21 protein-coding genes, 1 tRNA gene and 1 CRISPR repeat array are annotated in these 25,216 nt (G+C 30.6%); of the genes, 8 read left to right on the forward strand and 14 right to left on the reverse strand.

All coding sequences use genetic code 11. The annotated features are described in order from the left end of the window. Positions 1-60 precede the first annotated feature (60 nt). A CRISPR array of direct repeats spans positions 61-491; the repeat unit is 32 nt; unit sequence GTCGCTCCCTATATGGGGGCGTGGATTGAAAT. Positions 492-1,151: 660 nt separating this feature from the next. From ACREVX_RS00855 to ACREVX_RS00865, 3 genes are all read right to left on the reverse strand, one after another. Beyond that, complete coding sequence (locus ACREVX_RS00855) at positions 1,152-1,967, reverse strand: ZIP family metal transporter (RefSeq protein WP_431542169.1); 816 nt, start codon at positions 1,965-1,967, stop codon at positions 1,152-1,154. 221 nt (positions 1,968-2,188) lie between these two features. Continuing rightward, positions 2,189-3,373, reverse strand: a complete 1,185-nt coding sequence (locus tag ACREVX_RS00860; RefSeq protein ID WP_431542170.1) for an MFS transporter — start codon at positions 3,371-3,373, stop codon at positions 2,189-2,191. A gap of 899 nt (positions 3,374-4,272) precedes the next feature. After that, positions 4,273-4,491, reverse strand: coding sequence for a hypothetical protein (locus ACREVX_RS00865; RefSeq protein ID WP_431542171.1), 219 nt, complete (start codon positions 4,489-4,491; stop codon positions 4,273-4,275). 399 nt (positions 4,492-4,890) lie between these two features. On the opposite strand from ACREVX_RS00865, the gene ACREVX_RS00870 reads away from it, so the two are divergent. The 3 genes from ACREVX_RS00870 to ACREVX_RS00880 all read left to right on the forward strand — a co-directional run bounded on the left by ACREVX_RS00870 (position 4,891) and on the right by ACREVX_RS00880 (position 7,766). Continuing rightward, a complete protein-coding gene (locus tag ACREVX_RS00870) occupies positions 4,891-5,904 on the forward strand; it encodes a nucleotidyltransferase family protein (protein ID WP_431542172.1) in 1,014 nt (337 codons plus the stop codon). Between the two features lie 227 nt (positions 5,905-6,131). Further along, entirely contained in the window at positions 6,132-6,617 is a 486-nt protein-coding gene (locus ACREVX_RS00875; RefSeq protein ID WP_431542173.1) for a GreA/GreB family elongation factor, read from the forward strand. A gap of 444 nt (positions 6,618-7,061) precedes the next feature. Further along, on the forward strand, positions 7,062-7,766 hold the full coding sequence (locus tag ACREVX_RS00880) for a 2-phosphosulfolactate phosphatase family protein (RefSeq protein ID WP_431542174.1): 705 nt from the start codon (positions 7,062-7,064) through the stop codon (positions 7,764-7,766). A 39-nt stretch (positions 7,767-7,805) separates the two neighbouring features. On the opposite strand, the gene ACREVX_RS00885 is transcribed toward ACREVX_RS00880, so the two are convergent. Next, positions 7,806-8,981: a class I SAM-dependent rRNA methyltransferase gene (locus tag ACREVX_RS00885; protein ID WP_431542175.1), complete on the reverse strand. Its 1,176-nt coding sequence runs from the start codon at positions 8,979-8,981 to the stop codon at positions 7,806-7,808. Positions 8,982-9,329: 348 nt separating this feature from the next. Between ACREVX_RS00885 and ACREVX_RS00890 the strand changes: the two genes are divergently transcribed. After that, positions 9,330-10,886 carry an ABC-F family ATP-binding cassette domain-containing protein gene (locus ACREVX_RS00890; protein ID WP_431542176.1) on the forward strand — a complete coding sequence of 519 codons (1,557 nt, stop codon included), beginning with the start codon at positions 9,330-9,332 and terminating at the stop codon, positions 10,884-10,886. A gap of 48 nt (positions 10,887-10,934) precedes the next feature. Here ACREVX_RS00890 and ACREVX_RS00895 read toward each other — a convergent pair whose 3' ends face one another. Then, positions 10,935-11,795 (reverse strand): hypothetical protein, encoded by an 861-nt coding sequence (locus tag ACREVX_RS00895; protein WP_431542177.1) that lies wholly within the window; start codon positions 11,793-11,795, stop codon positions 10,935-10,937. Between the two features lie 472 nt (positions 11,796-12,267). On the opposite strand from ACREVX_RS00895, the gene ACREVX_RS00900 reads away from it, so the two are divergent. Together ACREVX_RS00900 and ACREVX_RS00905 are read left to right on the forward strand one after the other, a co-directional pair. Then, positions 12,268-12,585 carry a PadR family transcriptional regulator gene (locus ACREVX_RS00900; protein WP_431542178.1) on the forward strand — a complete coding sequence of 106 codons (318 nt, stop codon included), beginning with the start codon at positions 12,268-12,270 and terminating at the stop codon, positions 12,583-12,585. Further along, complete coding sequence (locus ACREVX_RS00905) at positions 12,582-13,895, forward strand: DUF2812 domain-containing protein (protein WP_431542179.1); 1,314 nt, start codon at positions 12,582-12,584, stop codon at positions 13,893-13,895. The genes ACREVX_RS00900 and ACREVX_RS00905 overlap by 4 nt, the downstream gene beginning before the upstream one ends. An 80-nt stretch (positions 13,896-13,975) precedes the next feature. Here ACREVX_RS00905 and ACREVX_RS00910 read toward each other — a convergent pair whose 3' ends face one another. The 9 genes from ACREVX_RS00910 to murC all read right to left on the reverse strand — a co-directional run bounded on the left by ACREVX_RS00910 (position 13,976) and on the right by murC (position 23,643). Next, on the reverse strand, positions 13,976-14,308 hold the full coding sequence (locus ACREVX_RS00910) for a hypothetical protein (protein ID WP_431542180.1): 333 nt from the start codon (positions 14,306-14,308) through the stop codon (positions 13,976-13,978). 251 nt (positions 14,309-14,559) lie between these two features. After that, positions 14,560-15,213: an HAD family hydrolase gene (locus ACREVX_RS00915; protein WP_431542181.1), complete on the reverse strand. Its 654-nt coding sequence runs from the start codon at positions 15,211-15,213 to the stop codon at positions 14,560-14,562. Between the two features lie 52 nt (positions 15,214-15,265). Next, entirely contained in the window at positions 15,266-15,790 is a 525-nt protein-coding gene (locus tag ACREVX_RS00920; RefSeq protein ID WP_431542182.1) for a phosphatase PAP2 family protein, read from the reverse strand. 123 nt (positions 15,791-15,913) lie between these two features. After that, complete coding sequence (locus ACREVX_RS00925) at positions 15,914-17,260, reverse strand: [Fe-Fe] hydrogenase large subunit C-terminal domain-containing protein (protein WP_431542183.1); 1,347 nt, start codon at positions 17,258-17,260, stop codon at positions 15,914-15,916. Between the two features lie 183 nt (positions 17,261-17,443). Then, positions 17,444-17,519, reverse strand: a tRNA-Pro gene (locus ACREVX_RS00930). A 416-nt stretch (positions 17,520-17,935) separates the two neighbouring features. Continuing rightward, a complete protein-coding gene (locus tag ACREVX_RS00935) occupies positions 17,936-18,259 on the reverse strand; it encodes a hypothetical protein (protein ID WP_431542184.1) in 324 nt (107 codons plus the stop codon). A gap of 70 nt (positions 18,260-18,329) precedes the next feature. Continuing rightward, complete coding sequence (locus tag ACREVX_RS00940; RefSeq protein WP_431542185.1) at positions 18,330-20,117, reverse strand: ABC transporter ATP-binding protein; 1,788 nt, start codon at positions 20,115-20,117, stop codon at positions 18,330-18,332. Continuing rightward, positions 20,117-21,853, reverse strand: coding sequence for an ABC transporter ATP-binding protein (locus tag ACREVX_RS00945; protein ID WP_431542186.1), 1,737 nt, complete (start codon positions 21,851-21,853; stop codon positions 20,117-20,119). Before ACREVX_RS00945 ends, ACREVX_RS00940 begins: the two co-directional genes overlap by 1 nt. Positions 21,854-22,263: 410 nt before the next feature. Continuing rightward, entirely contained in the window at positions 22,264-23,643 is a 1,380-nt protein-coding gene (murC, locus tag ACREVX_RS00950) for a UDP-N-acetylmuramate--L-alanine ligase (RefSeq protein ID WP_431542187.1), read from the reverse strand. A 281-nt stretch (positions 23,644-23,924) separates the two neighbouring features. Between murC and purR the strand changes: the two genes are divergently transcribed. Together purR and spoVG are read left to right on the forward strand one after the other, a co-directional pair. Further along, entirely contained in the window at positions 23,925-24,746 is an 822-nt protein-coding gene (gene purR, locus ACREVX_RS00955; RefSeq protein WP_431542188.1) for a pur operon repressor, read from the forward strand. A 96-nt stretch (positions 24,747-24,842) separates the two neighbouring features. Next, complete coding sequence (spoVG, locus tag ACREVX_RS00960; protein ID WP_431542189.1) at positions 24,843-25,169, forward strand: septation regulator SpoVG; 327 nt, start codon at positions 24,843-24,845, stop codon at positions 25,167-25,169. Positions 25,170-25,216: the final 47 nt, after the last annotated feature.

Genomic DNA, 25,216 nt, shown 5'->3' on the forward strand with positions numbered 1-25,216 from the left:
CCTATATGGGGGCGTGGATTGAAATAAGATACCATTTAAAGGCTCATTGCATTTTTTATCGTCGCTCCCTATATGGGGGCGTGGATTGAAATTTCTTTATGAATACGCTGAGCTATAGTTTTATATGGTCGCTCCCTATATGGGGGCGTGGATTGAAATAGACGATACACTAAGGAAAAAAGATAAAACAGTATGTCGCTCCCTATATGGGGGCGTGGATTGAAATTATTTACATAATACAATTTATAATAATACTTGTAAGTCGCTCCCTATATGGGGGCGTGGATTGAAATCGTCTATTTACTTGTTATTCCGTCATTTATATGAGTCGCTCCCTATATGGGGGCGTGGATTGAAATCAAAATCTAGTTGACCACTTAGTATTATCTTTTTGTCGCTCCCTATATGGGGGCGTGGATTGAAATAACTTAACTTTAAAAAGACATTAGAGGGTGTATGGTCGCTCCCTATATGGGGGCGTGGATTGAAATTCCTAGTTGGGTACTTGATAGAGAAAAATTATGGGCCGCTCCCTATATGGGGGGGGCGTGGATTGAAATCTTTAATACCACTGTTAAATTAAAGGCTATTGTACGTCGCATCATTTAGGAGTAGCGTCAGCAAAATGATGCGAAGTACAGGTAGTTCACTTTCTGAACTAGTAGATGAGATTATATTATGACTATCCAATTTTAACGACATTTCAAAAGGAAAGTCTCATACTTCTATAAGTGGGGGGATAACAATTGAGAATTGTTATCTACTCCATAGAACTTCAAAGAGGTAAATCTCCCTCTTAAGTGGTCAATTCATCTCCTAAAAAGTTGTTTCAGCTCCGCAGGAAATGATTTAATATAATAAGTGAATTTTAGATTGGTTAGGCGTTCTGTAGAGCTTTAACACAATGGATTTAGAACCAATGGATCGTGTAATAGATTTAATATGAATGTAAAATATTTTACAAAAAAAATCCTAGCAATTATGCTAGGATTTTTAAATGAAGGCAATGTAAATACCCAAAATTTAAAGAACACAGTATTAATAATTCTTAGTCAATAGCAAATAATAGCTGAATAGAATTTTGTATTATTTGATAGTATGAAATGAATAAAGTTAAAAAATAGTCTATAGTTTAAATACATCAACGAATATTAACCCAACGCTACATCTAATATCATCATAATTACAAAACCTAACATAGCACCGATAGTTGAAATATCTGTTTTTGAATCCTGTTGAGATTCAGGTATTATCTCTTCAATAACTACAAAAATCATGGCTCCTGCTGCAAAAGATAGCGCATAGGGAAGAATCGGTTTCATAGTTATTACTGCGAATGCACCTATAACTCCTGCTATAGGTTCTACTATGCCTGACGCTTGACCATAAATAAAGCTTTTAAAGCGAGAGAAGCCTTCTCGTCTTAATGGAATAGAAACTGCAGCACCTTCTGGAAAGTTTTGAATACCAATTCCTATTGCCAATGCAACCGCTCCTGCTAAGGATGCTGATGGGAAATTAGCTGCCACTGCTCCAAATGCAACTCCAACTGCGAGACCTTCTGGTATGTTGTGTAGCGTAATAGCCAATACCAATAAGATACTTCTCTGCCAACTAGTTTTAATTCCTTCAGCCTGTTCTATTGGTCTACTAAGATGCAGATGTGGTAAAATTTTATCCACTCCAAAAAGAAAAGCTCCACCTGCTAAAAATCCTACCGCTGCAGGTATCCATGCCGGTGTACTTGTTTGCTCCGTCATCTCTATTGCAGGAGCTAACAATGACCAAAAGCTCGCAGCAATCATAACTCCTGCTGCAAAACCAAGCATACCATTTAGTACCTTTCTATTTATAGTTTTAAATGGAAATACTAACGCCGCTCCTAAAGCAGTTACACCCCAAGTGAATAGTGTTGCAAAAAGAGCTTGAACTATGGGATCAAAACCTTTAAGCCAGTCTATTATCATAAAAAATCCCCCTTTATTAGGTTTTAGAAACTACGTATGTAGCCCCTGTCATCAAATGGTTTAAAATTTAAAATCTAATGCCTAAAAACTAAACAAAACATATATATACTGTAAAATATATATGTTTATGTTTTATCTATATTATTATACTTTATATTTTGTGACAGACCACTAACTATATATACGCAATTTTAGGACTTTTAGGTGTAAGTATATTTTATCTAGGTAATCTCATTTTTACTTAGGACACTCAGTAATACACAAAATAACATCAATACAATGGCAAAAACAACAGCAGTCATGCCAGCCAAAATTCCAAATGCATCAGATAATGCACCGGTTACAATTGGCATTAAAATAGCTCCAGCACCACCTATCATAAGTAATACGCCCATAGACATAGGATAAGCTTTAATTGTATTACCAACACTAGAAATCGTTGTAGGATAGATTCCTGCCATCGAAAATCCTAATCCCATTATAGCTATTGTAATAACAGTTAGATCCCTTGATGAAATTAGGAGTACATAGAATGCAACGGTTCCTAAGCTTGTTGTTAAAAGTAGCATCTTTTTAGAGATTTTATTTCCTATAAAGGCACAGGTTAGTCTACCAGCAAGTATAACTACCCATAATAGCGAGGCAAGCATTTGCGCATATTTTATTGTCATTATTCCTGAATCTATAAAATATTTAACTATCCACCCATTAATAGTCGCTTCAGTACATAGATAAAAGAATAGAATTCCCGCACTAATCCAAAAAAATTTGCTTTTCATGAAGTCGTAGGACATCTCTACTTTCGCCTTTTTCTTTACAACATTATCTAATTTCATTTTTGAAAAAAGGATAATACAAATAATTGCAAGAAGAATAATAATAATTACAGCAATTTTCCACCCAATGTCTCCAGCTATATTGGTGCAGATGATAACCAAAAATGGAGCACTTAAAGCACCAATAGCAAAAACGCTATGCAAAATATTAAGTGCTGAAGAGCTGCTACCTGACAGTTCATTTACAGTAGTGTTATTAAAGTTAGAGATACTTCCCCTACTTAGACCTGTAAATGCAAAACCTATAATTAATAAAACAGGATTCCCTGTTAATATCATTATAGAAAATCCCATAACAACAAAACTACATAAAAACATTATTGACTTTTTTCGTCCTAAATAAAGTGGCAATACACCCGCAATAAACCCAGATATCAAGTTACCTGCTTGATGAGCGGATAGCAATGCCCCACTCATTGTGTCATTCAGACCATATTCGACACTGATTATTGGAAGAAGTGAACCTAAAACCAGAGCATATAGCCCATTCACTGCAAAAACAAAAAAGCAACAATTAATAATATACCTATTGTCTTTATCAAGTTGTGAGTAAAATGATTGCTTCTCCATATTTTTAATACCCCCTTGTATAATATATATTTATTTATCAATAGATTTTATTCTATCACATTAATTGATTTATTACATTGAATATGAATATTTCAGCTACGCAGGAGAGGATTTAAATAGAAGGTATACAGTAAAGTATATACTTTTTATGAAACAGAAAATAAGGAATATGAATAGTCAATTAGCATGTAGTGAAATTCAGAACAACAGATTCAAAGTAGAATGTCAGGTTTACAAGAAAAAAGGTAGGATTAGATAACATAAGTGATATTGGCAATCAACTTAAAGAATTATCAAATCAATATGAAAATTCTGATCCGAGTAAAAATGATAAGTCGGATATTGAAAATAATACAGAACAATTATTGAATAATTCGGTAAGTATTATGAATCTAGCATAGAAAATTTGCTTAAGAACCCTTCTATAATTGAAGAAAGAATATTAAATACAGTACAAAAGGCTATAGAAAATAGATGATGCAAAATCAATTATATATGGTGATTTTATGAAGGAATACTTATTCTCAACAAGTTCAATAGGTGGATTGTTTAAAATAGGGGGGTATAAGTGCTTATACAACAGATTCAAAAATGTTGCAACAAACATCAATGTATATTGTCATTTCTGCATTATACTCCAACTCTTCAGATAATAATTAAAAAATACATTAATATAAACCTGTTATATTAATGTATTTATGTAGAAGGGGAGTAGGCAGCAAAACACGGAAATTATACTCTAAGGATTTAAAAAATTATGCAATTCTTAATTTCTATAAGATAGCCACTCTCTTTAAGAGAATGGCTATTGTTAATATAAGAGTAACTTCACCTCTTGATATCATCCCAACACAAATTTTAAAAAAAGCTTTATTCTTAAAATCGGTAAATAATTTATTCTATTTAAATTTTTTCCAAAGTTTTTCTATATCTTCTTCATTATCAATCCATTCTTCAATATATCCACATTCACAGCATAGATATTTTGTTACCTTTACTCCATCACGTCTAAATATTCCCCATATAATATTGTTACCAGAGCCAAATGAACCAATGTTACCGGGTATTCTTATAATATTCTTTGAATTACATTTTGAACATGGTTTCGTGTTTTTCATGTTACACCTCACTTTTCATGTGTTGATTTATTGTTAAATATATAAATTATTTTTACGCTATAATAACAAGTATATCCTTATTTAATTATATAGAATATTAATATAAATTTCAAATATTTAACGTTAAATTATAAATCCTTTGCTTTAAGTAGTTTAGAACCATCAACGGATTATTACAGTATATAAAGAATTCGTCCATAATTCGCTAATAAGTACTAGCTGTGATATAATTAAATTTTATGGTATATTACAGTGAAGATACTACTTTTAAATATGAGAGAAAGCAGATTGATCTTAGACTTGTAAATTTAAGTGAATTGTTTAAAAACTGAAAACTAAATAGGTCTTTTAAGGGAAAATAATCTTTTAAGAGAACTAACTATTGAGGAGGAAAATATTATGAAGGCATTATTTCTTGTAGGTGGAGTTGGTAATAAGTTAAAACCATTAACTGATGATTTACCTAAATCTATGATACCGATGATGGCTAAACCACTGTTAGAAAGAAATATATTAAAACTTAAGGAGTATGGTGTTACTGAAATTATACTTAGTACAGGCCATAAACCACAAAAAATTGAAAAGTATTTCGGTGATGGCACAAAATTAGGACTTAAAATTCATTATATAGGTGAGGATATTACTTTAGGGACAGCTGGGGCAATTAAAGATGCAGAGGGATTTTTCAATGATACTTTTATTGTATTTAATGAGGATATATTAAGTGATATTGATATTAAGGGTATGATGGAATTTCACAAAGAAAAAGGTGCATCAGTTACAATTGCGGTAACGAAAGTCAAAAATCCTGCTGATTATGATGTTATTGAATATAATGAAAATCTATATGTAGAAAAATTTACTGAAAACCCAAAGCTGTGTGAAATAAAATCAAACTATATTAATGCAGGAATATATCTTATTGAACCAAATGTTTTAAAGGAAATCCCGGATTCACAGGTAGTATCAATAGAAAAAGAAACATATCCGTTACTATTAAAAAAAGGTTATCCTATTGCGGTTTATAAAAGTGATAAATATTGGATAGAAGTAGACACAATTGAAGAATATATAAAGGCGCATGAGGATATTTTAACTGGCGACTACCAATTGCCCGAAATAAAGGATGATAACCAAGACATATTCATAGGAGAAAATACAACAATCCATGGTTCTGCTAAGGTTATTGGTCCTACGTATATTGGCGAAAACACTAATATTGGTGCCAATTCAACTATTGGTCCCAATGCAACTATAGGTAATCATTGCAAAGTAGGTACAAATACTATAATTACTGACTCTATTATTTGGGATAAAATAACACTTGAAAATAATTCTACGGTTTCTAGCGTTATTATTAACTCAGATTTTATGATTTCTAATATTAACGAAAATGAAGACCTCAAAAAGTAATCTGATTGTATTGATGTAGTCTGGAAATTAGAAGCCATTATTGACAATGACTGTAAATTGAGATATAATATTATTATATACCTTAGACATCTCCCTTATTTATTTGTGGGAAGTGTCTTTTGTGTTATTTATAGGATTTAGTTTAATGTATTATCAAGGATATATAATTTATTTATCTTCACTAGGGAAATCATTAATGCTTAACTAACATGGAGATATTATTACAAATGAACTTAACGAAGATGAATATCTCTATAAAAGTAAATATATATGGTATAACTAAACAATTATACGTGGGAGGGGCTTTACAAATGTCTCAAAAAATATTTATAACCGAACCTGACAAAAATAAGTTATTGGAAATAATCAATAAAAATGAAGACATAGCAAACAAACAAAATCTAAAACACCTAGAAGCAGAAGTAAATAGAGCTGACGTTATTAGTACTAAGCAATTACCCGGTGATGTTATCACTATGAATACAAAGGTTATCATTTTAATTGGAGATAGTGAAGAAGAAATCAGTCTCGTATATCCAAGTGATGCTGATATTTCAAAAAATAAGATTTCTATATTATCCCCTATTGGAACAGCTATTCTTGGTTATAGTGAAGGTAGTATCATAGAATGGATAGTACCTAATGGGACTGTGCAAATCGAGGTAAAAAAAGTCCTTTTTCAACCAGAGGATCAAGGTATTTATGGAGAATAACTGATGCATTGTAATAAAAAATGGTCTGTCACAAAGTAGAAATTAATCTCTACTTTGTGACAGACCATTAACTACACCTAGGCATTTTTAAACATAAGTAATATTTTATCTTCAACATAGAGGGGTATACGTTGAAAATAGGTTCCACTAAATCAGATCAATATTTTTAAATTGCTTTATTATAAATTTATAATGGTTTTTTACAGAATATAGCTAATGTATATTCTATATAGATAATATATTCTATATAGAATATTTATGTGAGCAAAAACAACAATTAAACTTTACAACAAACGGTAAGTATTAAATAGATTTGTTGAAGATAATGAATTATAGTGATATAAAGAAAGAGCAGATATTGCGGAATGGTAATGTTGAAAACACCATAAATTTCACAAGTCTTGAGTAATATTATAAATAGACTCGCTAAAGGAGGTCAAACTTATGAAAATAGATATAATAGTTTCAGCAGACGATATAAAAGAAGAAAAAATAAAAGATAAAACAGTGGTAGTAATAGATATGCTCAGAGCGACTAGTGTTATAACTACTGCAATTAGTAATGGATGCAAGGGGGTTATACCTGTTTTAACGGTTGACGACGCAGCAGAGATCGCACGAAATAGTAAAGAGGAGTTTATGATGGGAGGGGAACGAAATGCGTTGAAAATAGAGGGATTTCACTATTCTAATTCTCCACTTGAATATACCAGGGAGTCCATTGAAGGCAAAACACTTGTTATGACTACAACTAACGGAACTAAAGCTATAAAGGGCTGTGTGGGTGCGTATAGCATACTAATAGGCGCAATGATTAATGCCAAGGCAACTGCAAACAGAATAGTAGAATTAAATAAAGATGTGGTAATAGTTAATGCGGGGACTTATGGTGAATTTTCTATAGATGATTTTTTATGTAGCGGGTACATAATTGATTGTATATTAAAATTAGTACAAGCAGTGCTAACAGACATAGCAGTGACATCTCATTACATCTATAAAAACAATGAGGACATCCATAGCTTTATAAAATACGCAAGTCACTATAAAACAATTACGGAGCTAGGTCTTTTAGCAGACTTAGAATATTGCTGCAAAAAAGATATCATAGACATTGTTCCAGAATATAAGGACGGGATTATAACTTAAAAAATCACGGTGCTAAAAAAATAGCACTGTGATTTCATTTTAAACTACTTGGAATATGTAAAATTTTAAATAATAAGATTCATCAGAATTCCATAGTATTGGGTGATCTGATGCTTGGGTTCTAAACTCTACTTGTCTAAGGGTTCTTTTAGCATCTACTGCAGCATCAGCTATTGTATCTCTAAATAAATCAGGTCTCATAAAATGAGAACATGAGCAAGTTACAAAGTATCCACCTGGTTTAACCATTTTAATACCACGCAAATTAATTTCTTTATACCCTCTTGTAGCACCGTCTACAGTTGAACGTGATTTTGAGAAGGCTGGGGGATCTAGTATTACTACGTCATATTGCCTTTTTTCTCTTGACCACTGGCGCAATATGTCAAATGCATTATGGCATTCGAATTTAACGGTATCTGAAAGACCATTAAGTTCTGCATTTTTTCTAGAGCAGTCTACTGCATATTCAGAGATATCAACTCCAAGTACACTTTTAGCACCTGCAATACCAGCATTAAGAGCAAATGAACCTGTGTGGGTAAAACAGTCTAGAACATCAGCACCCTTACATAATCTATGAATAGCGGCTCTGTTTTCCTTTTGATCTAGGAAAAATCCGGTTTTTTGACCATTTGCGATATCTACATAATACTTAACACCATTTTCAATTATTTCTATAGTAGTATCGAAAGGATCGGTTAAAAAACCTGTTGTTTTCTCCATTCCCTCAAGTTCACGTACCTTAGCGTCACTTCGCTCATATACACCCTTTGCAGCGTATTCATTCATTAGTAACTTAACAACTATATCTTTATATTTATCTATACCTAGTGCTAAAGACTGGATAACATAATAGTCTTCATATTTATCGATTATCATTCCAGGTACAAAATCTGCTTCTCCAAACAAGAATCTACAGCTAGATGTATCTATAACTGTTTGCCTATACTTCCAGGCAGAGGCAAGTCTCTTTCTGAAAAACTCCTCATCTACTTCTTCGTGTATGTCCCTTGTCATTATTCTTATAGCAATTTTTGAAACATCATTTATAAAACCTTTTCCTATAAATTCATTTCTGAAATTGTAGACCTCAATTATGTCTCCGTTTTCATATTCACCATCAAATTTTTCTATTTCATTGGTATATATCCAAAGGTGTCCAGTTTCTGAATTTCTACCTTTACCTTTATATAAGTAAAATTTACAAGCCATATTAAATCCCTCCTGTATTCTTTGGGGTTACATAGTAATTTTAATAAACAAAATATCAAGTTATTTATCTATAGTAGTATAACACATTGAACTAGTTTGCAATATAAAATCTGTAGATTGCTATATAAAATCATAAAATTGTTTTGACATAAGACGATTTATAAATTACACTTGTATATGTGTCATTTTTATATAAATGTTTGAATTAAGGATATTTATATAAAATTGGACGTATTTTCTTAGGATGGGAATGTATATATGATATGCAATCTTTAGAAAAATAAATATATGATCAAAAAAATTATAAATCAAAAATATAAAATCATAATATAGTAAGGAGAAACACAAATGAGTAGATTAGTAGTAAAAAACATGAGCCATGGATTTGGTGATAGAGTAATATTTGATGATGTATCATTTAGATTACTTAAAGGGGAACATATAGCACTTATAGGAGCCAATGGCGAGGGTAAGTCAACATTTATGAACATTATCACAGGCAAACTTATGCCTGATGAAGGCGACGTTGAATGGTCAAGCAGTGTAAGAGTGGGATATATGGATCAACACACTGTACTAGAAAAAGGCAAAACTATTAGGGAAGTTTTAAGAGAAGCTTTTAAATATCTGTTTGAATTAGAAGATGAAATGATAATTGTAACAGAGAAAATGGGAGAGGCATCACCTGAAGAATTAGAAAAGTTACTAGATAGAATGGGAGTAATTCAAGATTTGCTTGATAACAATGGATTTTATGCCATTGATTCTAAAATAGATGAGGTAGCTGCAGGAATTGGACTTAAAGATGTTGGGCTTGAAAATGATGTTGCAGATTTAAGTGGTGGACAAAGAACTAAAATTCTTCTAGCAAAACTTTTGCTTGAAGCTCCAGATGTTCTGCTGCTTGATGAGCCTACTAACTTTTTGGATGAGACTCATGTAGAGTGGCTTAAGAGATATCTTCAAAATTATGAAAATGCATTTATCCTAATATCCCATGATATTGAATTTTTAAAAGGTGCAATAAATATAATATATCATGTTGAAAATAAAAAATTAACTAGATATATAGGTTCATATGAAGAATTTTTAAGAGTTCATGAGGCTAAAAGAAAGCAGATGGAATCTGATTTTGAAAGGCAACAAAAAGAAATTACAAGACTTGAGGTTTTTGTTGCTAAAAATAAAGCAAGGGCGTCTACAAGTGGAATGGCAAAATCAAGACAAAAGAAATTAGATAAAATCGATAGAATGGAAGTTACAAGAGATAAACCAAAACCACAGTTTGATTTTAAAACTGCAAGAGCTTCAGGGAAAATAATATTTAAAACTAAGGAATTAGTTACAGGTTATGATACCCCATTGTCTAAGCCATTAGATTTATATATGGAAAGAGGACAAAAGATTGCGCTAACTGGTGCTAATGGTGTTGGAAAGACAACATTATTAAAGAGTCTTATGGGTGATATAAAAGCTCTTTCAGGACATACAAATTTAGGAGACTATCAATATATAGGATACTACGAACAAGAAATAAAGGGAGTCAACCGCAATAACTGCATTGAAGAGTTTTGGCAAGAATTTCCGAGCTTTACTCAGGGCCAGGTAAGATCTGCACTTGCTAAGTGTGGACTTACTACAAAGCATATAGAAAGTAAGCTCACTGTGCTTAGTGGTGGAGAGCAATCAAAAGTAAGACTTGCGAAACTTTTAAACAGGGAAACTAATATATTGATATTAGATGAACCTACCAATCACTTAGATGTAGATGCTAAAGCAGAGCTAAAGCGTGCTTTAAAAGAGTATTCAGGAAGCATACTTATAGTTTGTCATGAGCCAGAATTTTATCAAGATGTAGTAACAGATGTATGGGACTGTGAAGAGTGGACGACTAAAATAGTGTAATCTACCATAAAAAGAGCTAGAATAATTTCTAGCTCTTTTTATGTATTTTTATTTTAAAACTTCTAATCCTAAATCTAGGATATTTGCAAATAATGATAATGTATTAGTATTTGGAATAACATTGTTTTTAACATCTAATAATTTTCCAAGTCCATAACTCGTGCATATGCTAACAGTAGGGAAATTAATTTCATCCAGGTTACAAATAATATCATTTTCTTTTAATTTTGTTTTAACTATTTTATCAATAGGTTCGAGTATGATATAAAGCCGTGTATCACTGTTATATCTTAGAACTTTTAAAGTGTCACTTATTAGTATATCTTTAATTTCATTGTTAATATCATACTTTGAAGTAGCCGAAGCTATGTTATTTATAACAAAATAATAAACATTTCTTTTATAGTTTACTTTATCTTTAAATTCCTGCAATCTTTCTAAATTTAAATCTATATCAACTGCGATATCATCATTTTCTAAACTGTTAAAACTTTCTTTTATGTAAGTTAATTCTTCTTTTTCATGAAGTTCTCTAGCTAATATATTATTGCAATTATCATAAATATCTTGAAATGAACTAAAAGGCAGGGAATATTTTATATTATTTAAAACAAGGTAAACCTTAAATTTAGAAGATTTATTACTATTTTTAAATAAATAATTGACTTCGACGAGTAAGAGTCCATGGAGGAGCTGAGTATCAAGTGTTATTTTCTCAATTCCTTTATTAAATTGTACAATGTAATTTTCATTAGTAGATAAGTTTTGTGTATCTTGATTTATTATATAGGTTCCTTTAAAACCAGTTTCAGTTATTTCACCAATTCTAAGTGAAGTTTTTAGTGGTAGTTTCTTTAAATTTATATATGGTCTATTTATACATAGGTTATTTTTAGATATTATTCTCATATTGAACTCCTTTAGTCAAATCAAGATTTTTAGTTTGATACACAAATTATAACACACTAGCATTCCAAGATTTATTTTACTTTGAATAAAAAAATATTAAGTTATAATAGAGAATTATAATTTGTATACTGGACAAAATAATAATATTAAATTTTTATTATAGGAGGTTTGAAGTTATGGGTGAGAAAAAAGATCATTCTTGTGGAAGTCAACAAGAGAAGGAAAAGAAGGAGAATAACATTTCAAGTAAAAATGATAATAAAAAGAAACGCAAATAGAAATATAATGTAAATGATTGAATTAAAAGGGGTCGGGTAGGATGATTTTAAAATTATTCTAAGCGATCTCTTTTTTTAGGTGTTATCTTGAATAAGCATTTGAAAATAAATGGAAATTATTATGTAGACAATATCGAGTATCGATAGTATAATATGATTATATATCGATACTCAATATTGTAGGGGTGATTTATTTGGCAAGGCAGCAATTTCAAAATTTAACAGAACCAATGTACTATATATTGATGTCTTTACTTAAAGAAATGTGTGGTGTAGATATTATGGAAGCTGTGGCGTTCATTTCAAAAGAACGCGTAAAGGTTGGTCCTGGAACGCTTTATACGCTTTTGTCTAAATTTGAAAAGGAAAATATGATAAAAGAGACTAAAGTTGAAGGTAGAAAGAGAAGTTATATAATTACGGATAAAGGTAAAAAAATACTATTAGAGGAATATAGAAGATTAATTATTATGGCAAATGATGGTTCATTATTTATGGAGGTTAAATCATGAGAAGTAAAAATACAAAAACAACATTTTTCACATTTTCACCCTATGAATGTTCGGCAGCAGAAGAATATCTTGAACTAATGGTTGAAAAGGGATGGTTACTAAAATCGGTAAAGGGAAATTTCTTTAAATTTAGAAAAACAGAGCAGAAAAATATAAAGTATTCAGTTGATGTACTTAATAAAATTTCTATTTTCGATCATAAGGATAGTGATGAGGCTTTAGAATATAGGGAATATTGTAAGGTAGCAGGGTGGAATTATATATGTCAAATAGGTAAAACTCAGATATTTTACTCGCAAAAGGATATTGAAACTATTTCTATTCATACTGATGAAGAAGAGAAGTTTAAATCAGTACTTAAAGCGTCATTGCAATCTGCTAGCGGTCAGTTTTTTTTAACTCTCATATTTATGTTTAATCTTTATACTCAATTATTTATGATCGATGCAGGGTTTGCAATAACATCTAATTTGGGCTTATTTACAATAGTGATAATGGTTTCTCTGATAATTATAAATATTATTGGTGCTATTAGCTTTTTTATTTGGGTCATAAAAGCAAAAAGTCAGTTGAAAAAAGATAAATTTATGAAATATAATAACTATAAACAAATAAGGATAAAAAATATATTTAAAGAAGCCTATATACTAATTATACTTTGTGTATATTTCAAATTATTAATTTATGATAATATTTACAGTGAAGGATTTAATGTTCTTTTGTTAATGATAATTTGTATTCCTATAATAATTATGATTGGTGTTCAAAAATTCATTAACCAAAAAAGGTATTCGAAGAATATTAATATGTGGATAACCATTGGTAGTACTGTAGTTTTAGGATATTTAACAATAATGATTGTGATGGGGACAGTTCTGCTTAGTAGTCCTAAAACCTCGCGAAATGAAGTGACAAATGATAATGCTCGTTTAGTGTTTACGGACTTTGGATTTAAAGAAAGTAATAGTGAAGGGCCTTATAGTGAGATTGATAAAAGTATACTAGCCCGCAGAACAGGCTATTCTAGTGGTAACAAAAACAATCAATTAACTTATACAATATTTGAGAGCAATTCTACATTAGTAATTAAATTTTATGAGAAAAGGTTGGATGTTAAACTTAACAGATATGGTACTGATTTAAAAAGAATAAGTACTAATTTGCCAAATAGTATTGTGGTTTATTCAGATAGTGAGAAAGGATCATTTGTATTAGTTACGAAAGATAAGGTAGTTGATATTAAAAAAGATTTTAGCGGGTACAGTGATAATGAATTTTTAGATATAGTTTATAAAAAACTTTTATATTAATTTACATCATACTATTAATTATTTATAACATCAAAAGGCATATATCTCATTAAGATGGATATATGCCTTTTGATGTTAAATTAAGTGGGGGTCCCTTCTTGACTATCAACAGTATCATCTACGGTAATAAGGTCATCTTTTTTTATCCATCCTTTGTTATTAATGTTAGTTTGAGATTCAAGAGATACTTCATACCATGAAATATTAAAAATTTCAGCAGAATCTTGAATTTCCATGGTCGTGTTTTTAACTACAGTAGATAGAACTGGAGAATTTTCCATAGGGCATAGATATAGACTACAACTGTCATTTGTAGTTCCAGTCGTAAAAAGGGGTGATTTATACTTTATTACTACGGGCCCATCAGTATTACGTGAATTTGAAATTTTTGATTTAAAATCTCTATTTTGCATAGTAATAACCCGCAGTTGGGTTTTTTGAGTTGATAATTTTTGGTTCATCATAGAATAATACACACCAAAGCATATTAAAATGATCGAAAATAAAAAAATTAGCAATAGTATCGCTCCTTGTAAATTACTTCTTTAAAATAGTAATGTATGAATATAGTAGATTTTAACTTAAGTTATATGTCATATTAGTATATAGTATTCTAAAGTAGTCAAAAAAATTCGTAAAAAAAACTCATGATTAAACATGAGTGCTAAATTGCTGTAGTTAATTCATGATATTCTAGTATATACCTATCTGCATGACTCATGATATCCTCTTTTTGTTGCTCTGAGAATTCATCATAAACTCCTACAACTTTCATTCCAGCAGCTTTTGCACCTTTAACTGCAGGGAGTATATCTTCAAATACAATACACTGATCAGGGGTTACTCCTAATTTATGTGCCGCAAGTAAATATACATCAGGGAAGTTTTTTCCTCTAGATACTTCGTCAGTAAGAGTTATACAGTCAAAGTAATCATATATACCATTAGCACGAAGCACAACTTCTAGTAAGGGCTTACAATTACTTGTAGCGATACCAATCTTGATATTTGAAGTTTTAAGTAGTGATAAAAACTCAATTACACCAGGCTTTAACTTAACATTGTGCTGATACTCCACATATGCAAAATCGTTCCATTCTTTTTTGATTTCTTCTATAGTATCTGATATACCAAAATTACTTTTAAAATAGGATGCAGTTTCATCAAAACTAAGATGTTCTATTTGGGTTTTTAGATTTTCAGGTAAATCCATATTTCTGCTTTTAAAATAATTTTCATCTATTTTACCCCAAACCCACATAGAATCGATAAGGGTACCGTCTAAATCAAAAATTACAGCTTTAATATTTGTTAACATTTAATCACCTCATATATAAGTATAATACTATAATTTAAAGTTTACATAATCATTAAAAAAACTTATAAGTAAGAAAAGAACAAGTACTTCCAATAATAAGTCCCATAATAACATCTGTAGGGTAATGAACTCCTATGTAAATTCTAGAAATTCCTACGCATATTGCTAGTGGAATAGTTATAAATCCCAACATTGGAAAATATAAAGCTACGATTACAGCAAGTGAAAATGCACCGGTAGTATGACCGGATGGAAAGGAGTATTTATCTATACCTATTTTTTTTATATTTAGATTTGGAATATTTATAAAAGGTCTTAATCTAGTAACGGTTACTTTAAGAATCTTACCAATACCCGTACTAATTGTTATAGAAATCATAGCCTTAATAGCCATAGAACGTAGAGTACTGGTGTTAAGTAGAAAGGCGCCAGTGCAGAATATAAACATAAAAGTAAAAGAGCCTAAGTAAGTCATACAGGGCATTATAATATCAAAGAATTTACACTTCCAAGAATTATTTATAATTCGTAGGATATTAATATCTTTATTGCTTATATATTTGAACAATACTTTCATAAAACCCTCCCCTAGGCATAAAATATTTATCTCAGCTATTTATTATTGTATCATATTTTAACTTAAATTTATATTACGATACATTAGTGAAATGTTAAATTTTTTTTGCATTGAAAATATTATCTAAAACTCTCTATTGAATATTTTGGTTTTGTTTTTATCTTTAAAATCATGTGCTGAATTAATACCAATCTTACTTAGAACTTCTTGCATACAATCACTATCTATAGATGTTTTAATTTTAGAATCCTCTGCGAATTTATCAATTCTGTATTTACCTAAACTTGCATTAATTAAAGCTTTAGGACCACCAACGCAACCACCAACACAACCCATACCTTCAATAAAATTTGCATTTACATTTCCATTTTGAGCTTTAGTAAGTAATTCTTTACATTCTTTTACACCATTTCCTTGAATGGCATTTAATAAGGGGTATTTCTCCGGAAATAGTTTTTCTATTACTTCGCCAATGGCTATAGATACGCCTCCCGTTCTAGCGTAAAGTCTTCCTCCTCTAGAAGCATACTCAGTTGAAACATCCTCTTCAAGGTTCTCTGGATTTATATCCAATGTATCAAAAATATCCTTAAGCTCCGCAAATGTAAGTACATAATCTATGTCGCCTATTAAATCTTTATCCTTAGCTTCGCCTTTTTTTGCAATGCAAGGTCCTACAAAAACTACTTTGCAGTCAGGATTTAATTCCTTTAAAATTCTACCTGAGGCAATCATAGGTGATATAGAGGGTGATACATGCTTTACTAGGCTATTGTATACTTTCTTTATCATTCCTACCCACATAGGACAGCAACACGAAGTAAGCATTAAATCATCTTTTGTTTTAACAAGTTCATCAAATTCTATGGCTTCCTTTAATGTAAGCATATCTGCAAAAAATGCAACTTCAATCATATCGGTAAAGCCAATTTTCTTAAAAGCTGTTCTAAGTTTATTGACATTAACATTTTCTCCAAATTGACCGGAAATAGCAGGAGCTACAGTTGCAATTACCTTAGAATTACCTTTTAACAAATTTACAAGGGGAATAAATTCTACCTTATCCATTAGGGCACCGGTTGGGCATGCTTCTACGCAAAAACCACAGTCTGTGCATTTATCATCATCAATATAAGTAGTATTACTTTTATTGTCTATTAATATGGCATCAAAAGGGCATGATGCTTGACATTTTGTTTTGCCATGATCATGTTCACAATCCATAGTACAATGCTTAATTTTATTTACAATTTTATAATCAGTTTGATAGGACATAATAGCTTTACTTAAATCTTCTATGTAATTATCAGAAAAGTCTACTTTAACACCACAAAGTGAAGAAATTGTAGCACTTAACTCAACTTTATTAATATCAGCGTTAGACAATAATTCCTTTACCTTGTTTTCAAAATTATCTTCATAGTATGATTTAAGTAGTGTTTTAAAAAGTTCATTATACATTGTATTCAAAATAATCACTCCTAAGTAGTTATTAGTTATGTAATGATTTTAGCATAATATTAATATGAATTTATTATAAGTTAATATAAAACTATAAAATAGTAAATCATTATTTATTTTGTCAAAAATGCTTAATTTTATACATTATAAAATTATACAATAAAAAAAGAGCAACCTAATGGTAACTCTTTTTGGTCGGGGTGACAGGGATTGAACCTGCGACCTCATGGTCCCAAACCACGCGCGCTCCCAGCTGCGCTACACCCCGACGACAAGTACTATTATACAAAACAAATGTATATTTGTCAACAATATTCATAAATATAAATTCAATATTAAGAAATATAAAATTTATAGTTTATAGTTCAATTTGTTGACGACAATATTATTATATACAATAATTACATAAATGTCAAGATTATATTCTAGGTATACATGATAATATGTATTTGTTATAATTTAAGAAGGCAACACAATAGAATGGATAATTTAAGCAAGGCGATAGAGGTTAAATATGCATGAATATTTATCAAATTAGTTATTTAAACATAATAAGTGAAGGGATTTTGAGCTATTATAAGTGTGTGTACATATCATGTAAAAAGAATAATATTAGTGAATATTAAAAAAGGAGCGCAGTTATATCCATAATATCATTCTATGGATATAACTGCGCTCAAGTTGTTATTGCTTTTTAGCATTCTTTTCTTTATCACCAGTGCCTCGAGTTGGGACAGTAGACATAACGAACCCTACCAGTATGGATACTAAGGCAGGAGCTAATATATTGATGTATACTATATATTGTGTTTTGTATAAAACTAGGGCAGTGAGAGAAGTTACTAATACACTAGCCACAAAAATAATAATTACATATTTTGCAAAAGAACTCATGAATTTTTCATATAATCTATGACGAGTTGGTCCACTTATAACACTTCTGAATAAAAAATATGATGCAAAAATTATTACTATATCTACTATAGCCGAAACTAAAAAATTTTTCATTGCATATACCTCCAAAAATATTTTTTCCTTTTTAGTATAACCAAAGATTAATATATTTACGCAATATAATTTAAGCACCTTCATTTAAAAATTTGTATTGAGATATATAAAGATTATAATATAAGCCTTTTAGAACTAAAAGTTCCTCATGAGTTCCACTCTCTACAATGCGTCCATCATCTATAACCATTATTTTATCACAATCTCTTATAGTTGACAGTCTATGTGCAATAACAAAGGAAGTTCTACCAAATAAGAGTTTTTTGATTCCCTTTTGTACAAGCTTTTCAGTAGTGGTATCAATATTAGAAGTAGCCTCATCTAATATCAATATTCTTGGGTTAGCAAGGAGTGCGCGAGCAAAGGATATAAGTTGCCTCTCACCAACAGAAAGCCTTGCTCCTCGCTCATTTACCTCTGTTTCATAGCCATTTGTGAGCTTCATAATAAACGAATCGGCACTAACCGCAATAGCTGCAGCTATTACTTCATCATTGGAGGCATCTAGTTTTCCATAACGAATATTTTCCATAATGGTGGTGGAAAAGAGAAAGGTATCTTGTAGCATTATGCCCATTTGACTTCGAAGTGATTCTATATTAACATGGGTTACATTAGTGCCATCAATTAAAATTTCGCCGCTATCAACATCGTAAAATCTACTAATTAAGTTTATTATGGTAGTTTTACCTGCGCCTGTAGGACCTACTAAAGCTACGGTTTCACCTGGTTTTATTTTGAAGTTAACATTATTTAATATAGGAACATCATCGTCATAACTAAACATTACATTTTTAAACTGAACATCACCTTTTATTTTAGGCATTTGTAAGGCGTTATTAATAGTTAATATATTTGGTTTTATATCTAGTATTTCGAAAATTCTTTCTGCAGAAGCAAAATTTGTTATTAATGAATTATAGAAATTACTGATGTTTTGAATAGGCCTCCAAAACATTGAAATATAAGCAGTAAAGGCTACGAGTTCACCAATAGTTAATGTACCCCCTTTAATAAGCGGAACGCTATACCAATATACAAGTAAACTCCCAATGCCCCATGATAATTCTACCATTGGCCAAAACATATCATTTAATCTTACAGAACTCATAAAAGAATCCATCATACCTTTAACATAGTTTGCAAAGATGCTAGAAGTGTTAGCTTCTGATGCAAAAGACTGAACTATTCTTATTCCAGAGAAATCTTCGTGTGTATAAGCATTAAGATTAGAACGTTTTGATCTATATTTTTGCCAACGCTTTCTAGAAAATATTTCTATACAAAAAAATCCTACAATTAATACTGGCAAAAATGATACAGAAATAAGAGCTAGTTTAAAATTCATAGAAAACATAATAATTGTTACAAATACTAGAGTCAATATTTCAGGTATTAAGTTAGTTACGCTACTAGTAAAGAGATCTTGAAGTGAGTTTACATCCCCAATAACCCTTGCAAGTATTTTTCCAACTGGCCTGTTATCAAAAAAATTAAGTGATAATTTCTGTATATGATTATACAATTCCTGCCTTATATCAAGGAGTGCGGAGTTAGTAACAGACGCCATCATATTAAATCTTATTCTGGATGCAATCAATGATATTATATTGAAAACTATCATAAATATAGCAATTTGAGCAAGGCCTGTTATATTAGAGGCACCTATATATTTGTCTATGGCTATCTTTAAAATATATGGGTTTAAAAGGGAACAAATCATTACTAAGATCATAAGCAATATGACTAAAACTACCTTAAGTTTATAAGGTTTTAAATAACTAAAAATTCTTATTATTAATTCACGCTTAGAAACTTCCTCGAACTTTTCGTCTTGCCCAGTTGAATTTCTAATCATTATAAAATCACCCCTTCTAGGTCCATAAAGTCTGTAAATTGTTGATTATAGACATCGTAATATCTGCCTCTTTTTTCAAGTAGGCTTTTATGATTTCCCATTTCAAGGATATGACCATCTTCAAGAAATAGTATTAAATCGGAATTCTTAACCGCAGAAATTCTATGTGCGATTATAAAGGTAGTTGCCTTGTTCTTTCTTTTGTTAAGATTTTTCAAAAGAGTATATTCAGTTTCCATATCAAGAGCTGATGATGCATCATCAAGTATTAAAATGCTTGAATCCTTAACCAGTGCTCTTGCAATAGATAACCTTTGTTTCTCTCCGCCGGAGAGGCCAAGTCCCCTTTCTCCAATAACTGTGTCATAACCCAAGGCGAGATTTTGTATAAATTCATCTGCGCAAGCATCATTGCAGGCGTTTTTTACCTCAGCCAAGGTTGCATTTTGCTTTCCAAAGCGTATATTTTTGCATATGCTTTCTGAAAATAAGAAAGTATCTTGAGCAACTACGGACATTTGTTTACGCAAATCAGCTATACATATATCACGCAAATCATTGCCGTCCACAGTGATGGACCCTTCTGAAATATCGTAATATCTGCCTATAAGATTTACAAGGGAACTTTTACCAGCACCTGTTGTTCCCATTATTGCAACTGTACTTCCAGCAGGTATATCCAAATTTATGTTTTTCAATATATAGTTTTCATTATATTTAAAAGACACATTTTCAAATTTAACATGGCCGTGAATTATGGGCATTGTGATAGCATCCTCTTTATCTTTAATTTCTGGCTCTATGTCCATTATATTAAATATTTTTTTAGCAGAAGTATTAGCTTGAGTTATTATGTTTGTAAGCCAACCTATCATTCTCATAGGCCAAATTAACATCCATACATATTGGCTAAAGGCTACCAGTTCACCAATAGATAGGGAATTATCAATTACCAGGAGTCCCCCAACGCAAACCACGGCTAGAACAGAAATGTTACATAAAAAATCTATCATAGGAAAGTGTCTACTCCATATTTTAGCTTGAGACATATTAAGACGATAATTTGTTCTATTGTGATTTAAAAATTTATCTGTTTCATGTTTTTCTCTAGCAAAAGCTTTTACAAGTCTTGCACCAGCAATGTTCTCTTGGGCTGTAGTGTTTAGAACTGCATTATGATCACTTATTTTGTCATATGCTTCTCCAACCTCTTTTTCAAGTTTAAATGCTATATATCCAATAAGAGGCATAGTTATGAGGGTTACAAGTGCAAGTTTCCAGTTCATTCGGAATATAATGATAGATGCAACGCAAAAATAAAATATCTGCTCTATAGCAAGCCCTATACCAAAGGAGATAGATCGCCATACATTCTCAACGTCAGAACCCATTCTTGACATAAGTTCACCAGTGTTCATATTATCAAAATATTTAAAAGGCAAACTTTGAATATGATCAAATAGGTCGATTTTCAAATCTATGCTTACCCTAGAAGATAAGTAATCTAAGGTATATTCTCTAATATAACCAAGGATTGATCGCACAATAGTAATTCCAGCAAGTGACATTAATACGAAAGTTAGAAGATCATATTGTTTGTTTTTTAATACCTTATCAATCATAACTTGTACTAAATAGGGATTAAACATGTCTAGTGCGATGCTAACAAGCATTGCAATAGTAGGTATAATAATAAATAGTTTATATCTTGTAATATATTTTAAAACTCTTTTCATTAAAATTTCGCCACCTTTAAGGTTGATATAATTAACAACAGAAAAAAGCCATAGGATCATCCATGGCTTTAAAATTATTAACATTATGATTAAACATAAGAAGTTAAATAATATAAAAAGATCATGGGCGAGTAGCCCATGACCAATGTTTATAATTTCATAAAATACTTTATTAAATATAAATTATTTTGAAAAGATAATTTCCATTAAGGTAGGACTATTATATAAAGTTTTAGGCATAAAAATACTGTTAGATATAACTAAATTAAATTTAACATTACCACATATTTCTTTAATGAACATAATTACTACCTCCTTTTCAAAATATAAAACAATTAACATTTACTTCAAATCATTTCTTTTTAAGAATACTTTATTTGTTAATGAATGTCAATATAAAATTCAAATAGTTATTTTAAAAACATTTCGCCTACTTTAACAACGTCACCTGCACCTAGAGTAAGAAGCATGTCTCCTTCTTTTAAATTAAGATTAAGGTAATCAATAATTTTATTAAAGTTATGGATATTTACACAATTCACATGATGCTCTCTTATCTTATCTCCAAGCATATCTGAACTTATAACTCCAGTATCCTTTTCCCTTGCTGCATAAATATCTGCCAGTATTAAATTATCCATATCATAAAAAGAGTTCGAAAAATCATCAAATAAACTTAATGTTCTTGAATAAGTATGAGGCTGGAAAACACAAAAAATCTTCTTATGAGGATAATTCTTAGCGGCGCTTAAAGTTGCTTTAATTTCTGTAGGATGGTGGGCATAATCGTCAATAACAGTTATGCCATTCTTAACTCCCTTTAGCTCAAATCTTCTATGGGTACCTTTAAAGCTATAAAGGCCACTAGTAATTGATTGTTTAGAAAAATCAAGAATTAGTGCGGTACCTATACTTGCAAGAGCATTTAGAACATTATGCTCTCCTGGTACGTTAAGATTTATTTGAAATAAGAGCTTGTCATCTTTAAGCACATCAAAAGTAGCACAACCCAGTGAATTATAGCTAATATTTGTTGCGCAAAGTTCTCCAGCATTTATTCCGTAAGTAAGTATGGTACAACTATAATTATCCTCATTTAGAATTGTCTTAACATTTTCGTCTTCAACATTTGCAACTAAGTACCCATCTTTAGGTATAATATTAATGAACTTTTTGAAGGTATCTTTAATGTGATTTATATCTCTATAGTAATCTAGATGATCTGCATCTATATTTAAAACAGTTCCTATATATGGGAAAAATTTTAAAAATGATGCTTTATACTCACAGGCTTCTGTAATAAAATAATCGCTATGTCCGGCTAAGACATTACCGCCTATAGCATCTAATTCTCCACCAATAAGTATTGTAGGGTCTACATCCTCTTTTAAAACGATGTGGGCAAGCATTGAGGTTGTAGTAGTTTTACCGTGAGTTCCTGCTACGGCTACGTTATACTTATGACCTTTCATAATTTGACCTAAAAATTCGGCTCTATCCATTAAAGGTATGTTTAGCTCCTTGGATTTAATGTATTCAGGATTATCAAAAGAAATAGCTGCCGTGTAAACAACTAAATCTACGTCTTTTATGTTATCGCCATTATGGCCTATATAAATTACCGCACCTTTTTCTTTAAGTTTGTTTGTTATATGTGATGACTTCATATCTGAGCCGGAAATCGCGTACCCATTTTCTATAAGTATTTCAGCAAGGCCACTCATGCTTATGCCACCAATTCCTATGAAATGAATTTTTTTGTTTTTATCGTTTATAAAATCAAAAGACATTATATCAACTCCTTAAAAATGATTATTCTTATTTAGTATATGCAAATCGCATTATTATTGATTATAACAAATGAGTTTACTTCTTAATTATATACAAAAATATAAAAAAACTATACAATATTAAAAAAAAACTATATATAATTATAAAAAAAACTATATATAACTATAAAAAACATATAAATGTTGTAATAAAGATAAAAAAGATTTACAATTAAAATACGAATGATAGTAATTTTTTTATCAGGTAAAATTCGTAAAAATAAAGATATGGGTGATATATTATGAATAAATATAGTAGAAATCAAAGAATTACAGGTATTACTAAGATATTAACTGAAAATCCTAATAAGACAATAAATTTGAAAATTTTTACAGAGCTATTTAACGCAGCTAAATCAACAATTAGCGAAGATATTGTTATTGTTCGTGAGACTTTAAGCGTGCTATCTATGGGAAGAGTTGAAACTGTAGCTGGAGCAGCTGGCGGAGTAAAATATATTTGCGGAGTATCAAAAGAGGAAAGCAGCGAATTTGCAGAGGAGTTATGTAAAATTCTAATAGAAAAAGATAGGGTAATACCAGGAAATTTTATATATATGACTGATATTATGTATAACCCAGAAATAGTGCATAAAGCAGGCGTTATATTAGCATCTGCTTTTAACGCGCTTGATATAAATTATGTGGTAACAGTTGAAACAAAAGGAATACCACTTGCATATGAAGTAGCAAAAATGCTTGGGGTTCAATTAGTTATAGTGAGACGTGATCCTAAGGTTACTGAAGGTAGCACGGTTAGTATAAATTATATATCTGGGTCTAGTAATAGAATTCAAACTATGTCTCTTTCAAGAAAGTCTATAAAAAAAGGAAGCAAATGTATTTTCATAGATGATTTTATGAAAGCTGGAGGAACTGGGGCAGGCATATCTAATTTGCTTAAAGAGTTTGAAAGCGAACTTTCGGGTATTGGTGTTCTGGTTGATAACATTGAAAGTGGACATAAATTAATAGAAGGTTATATATCAATTATTGAGTTTAAAGGAATAAATGAGCAAGGTAAATCTGAAGTAACTCCATCTAAAATCTTCGAAAAACTATAATATTCTAAAAATTTTAAATTTATTTACAATTTAAGAAGGAAAAACCAAAGTTATGGAGAAATAGTAATATCATAACGCAACTTGGAGGTGGAGTATATGGAAATTACAGACGTTAGAATTAGAAAAATAGCTACAGAGGGTAAAATGAAAGCGATTGTATCAATAACTTTTGATAATGAATTTGTTGTTCATGATATTAAGGTTATAGAAGGACAAAGTGGACTTTTTATTGCTATGCCAAGTAGAAAAACTCCAGATGGAGAATTCAAGGACATAGCACACCCAATAAATACTCAAACAAGAGAGAAAATTCAAACAGCTATTTTGGGAGAGTATGAAAAAGTAAAAAGTGAAGAACCAGTAGCACGTGTAATAGAAAAAGAAAAGGTAGCAGAGAATGTAATAGAGAGTGTAGAAGTATAAAAAAGAGGGGGAAACCCTTCTTTATTTTTTTGAGAAAATAGAGAAAA

This window comes from Clostridium sp. (genome assembly GCF_050717545.1).
Taxonomy (GTDB): Bacteria; Bacillota; Clostridia; order Clostridiales; family Clostridiaceae; genus Clostridium_AD.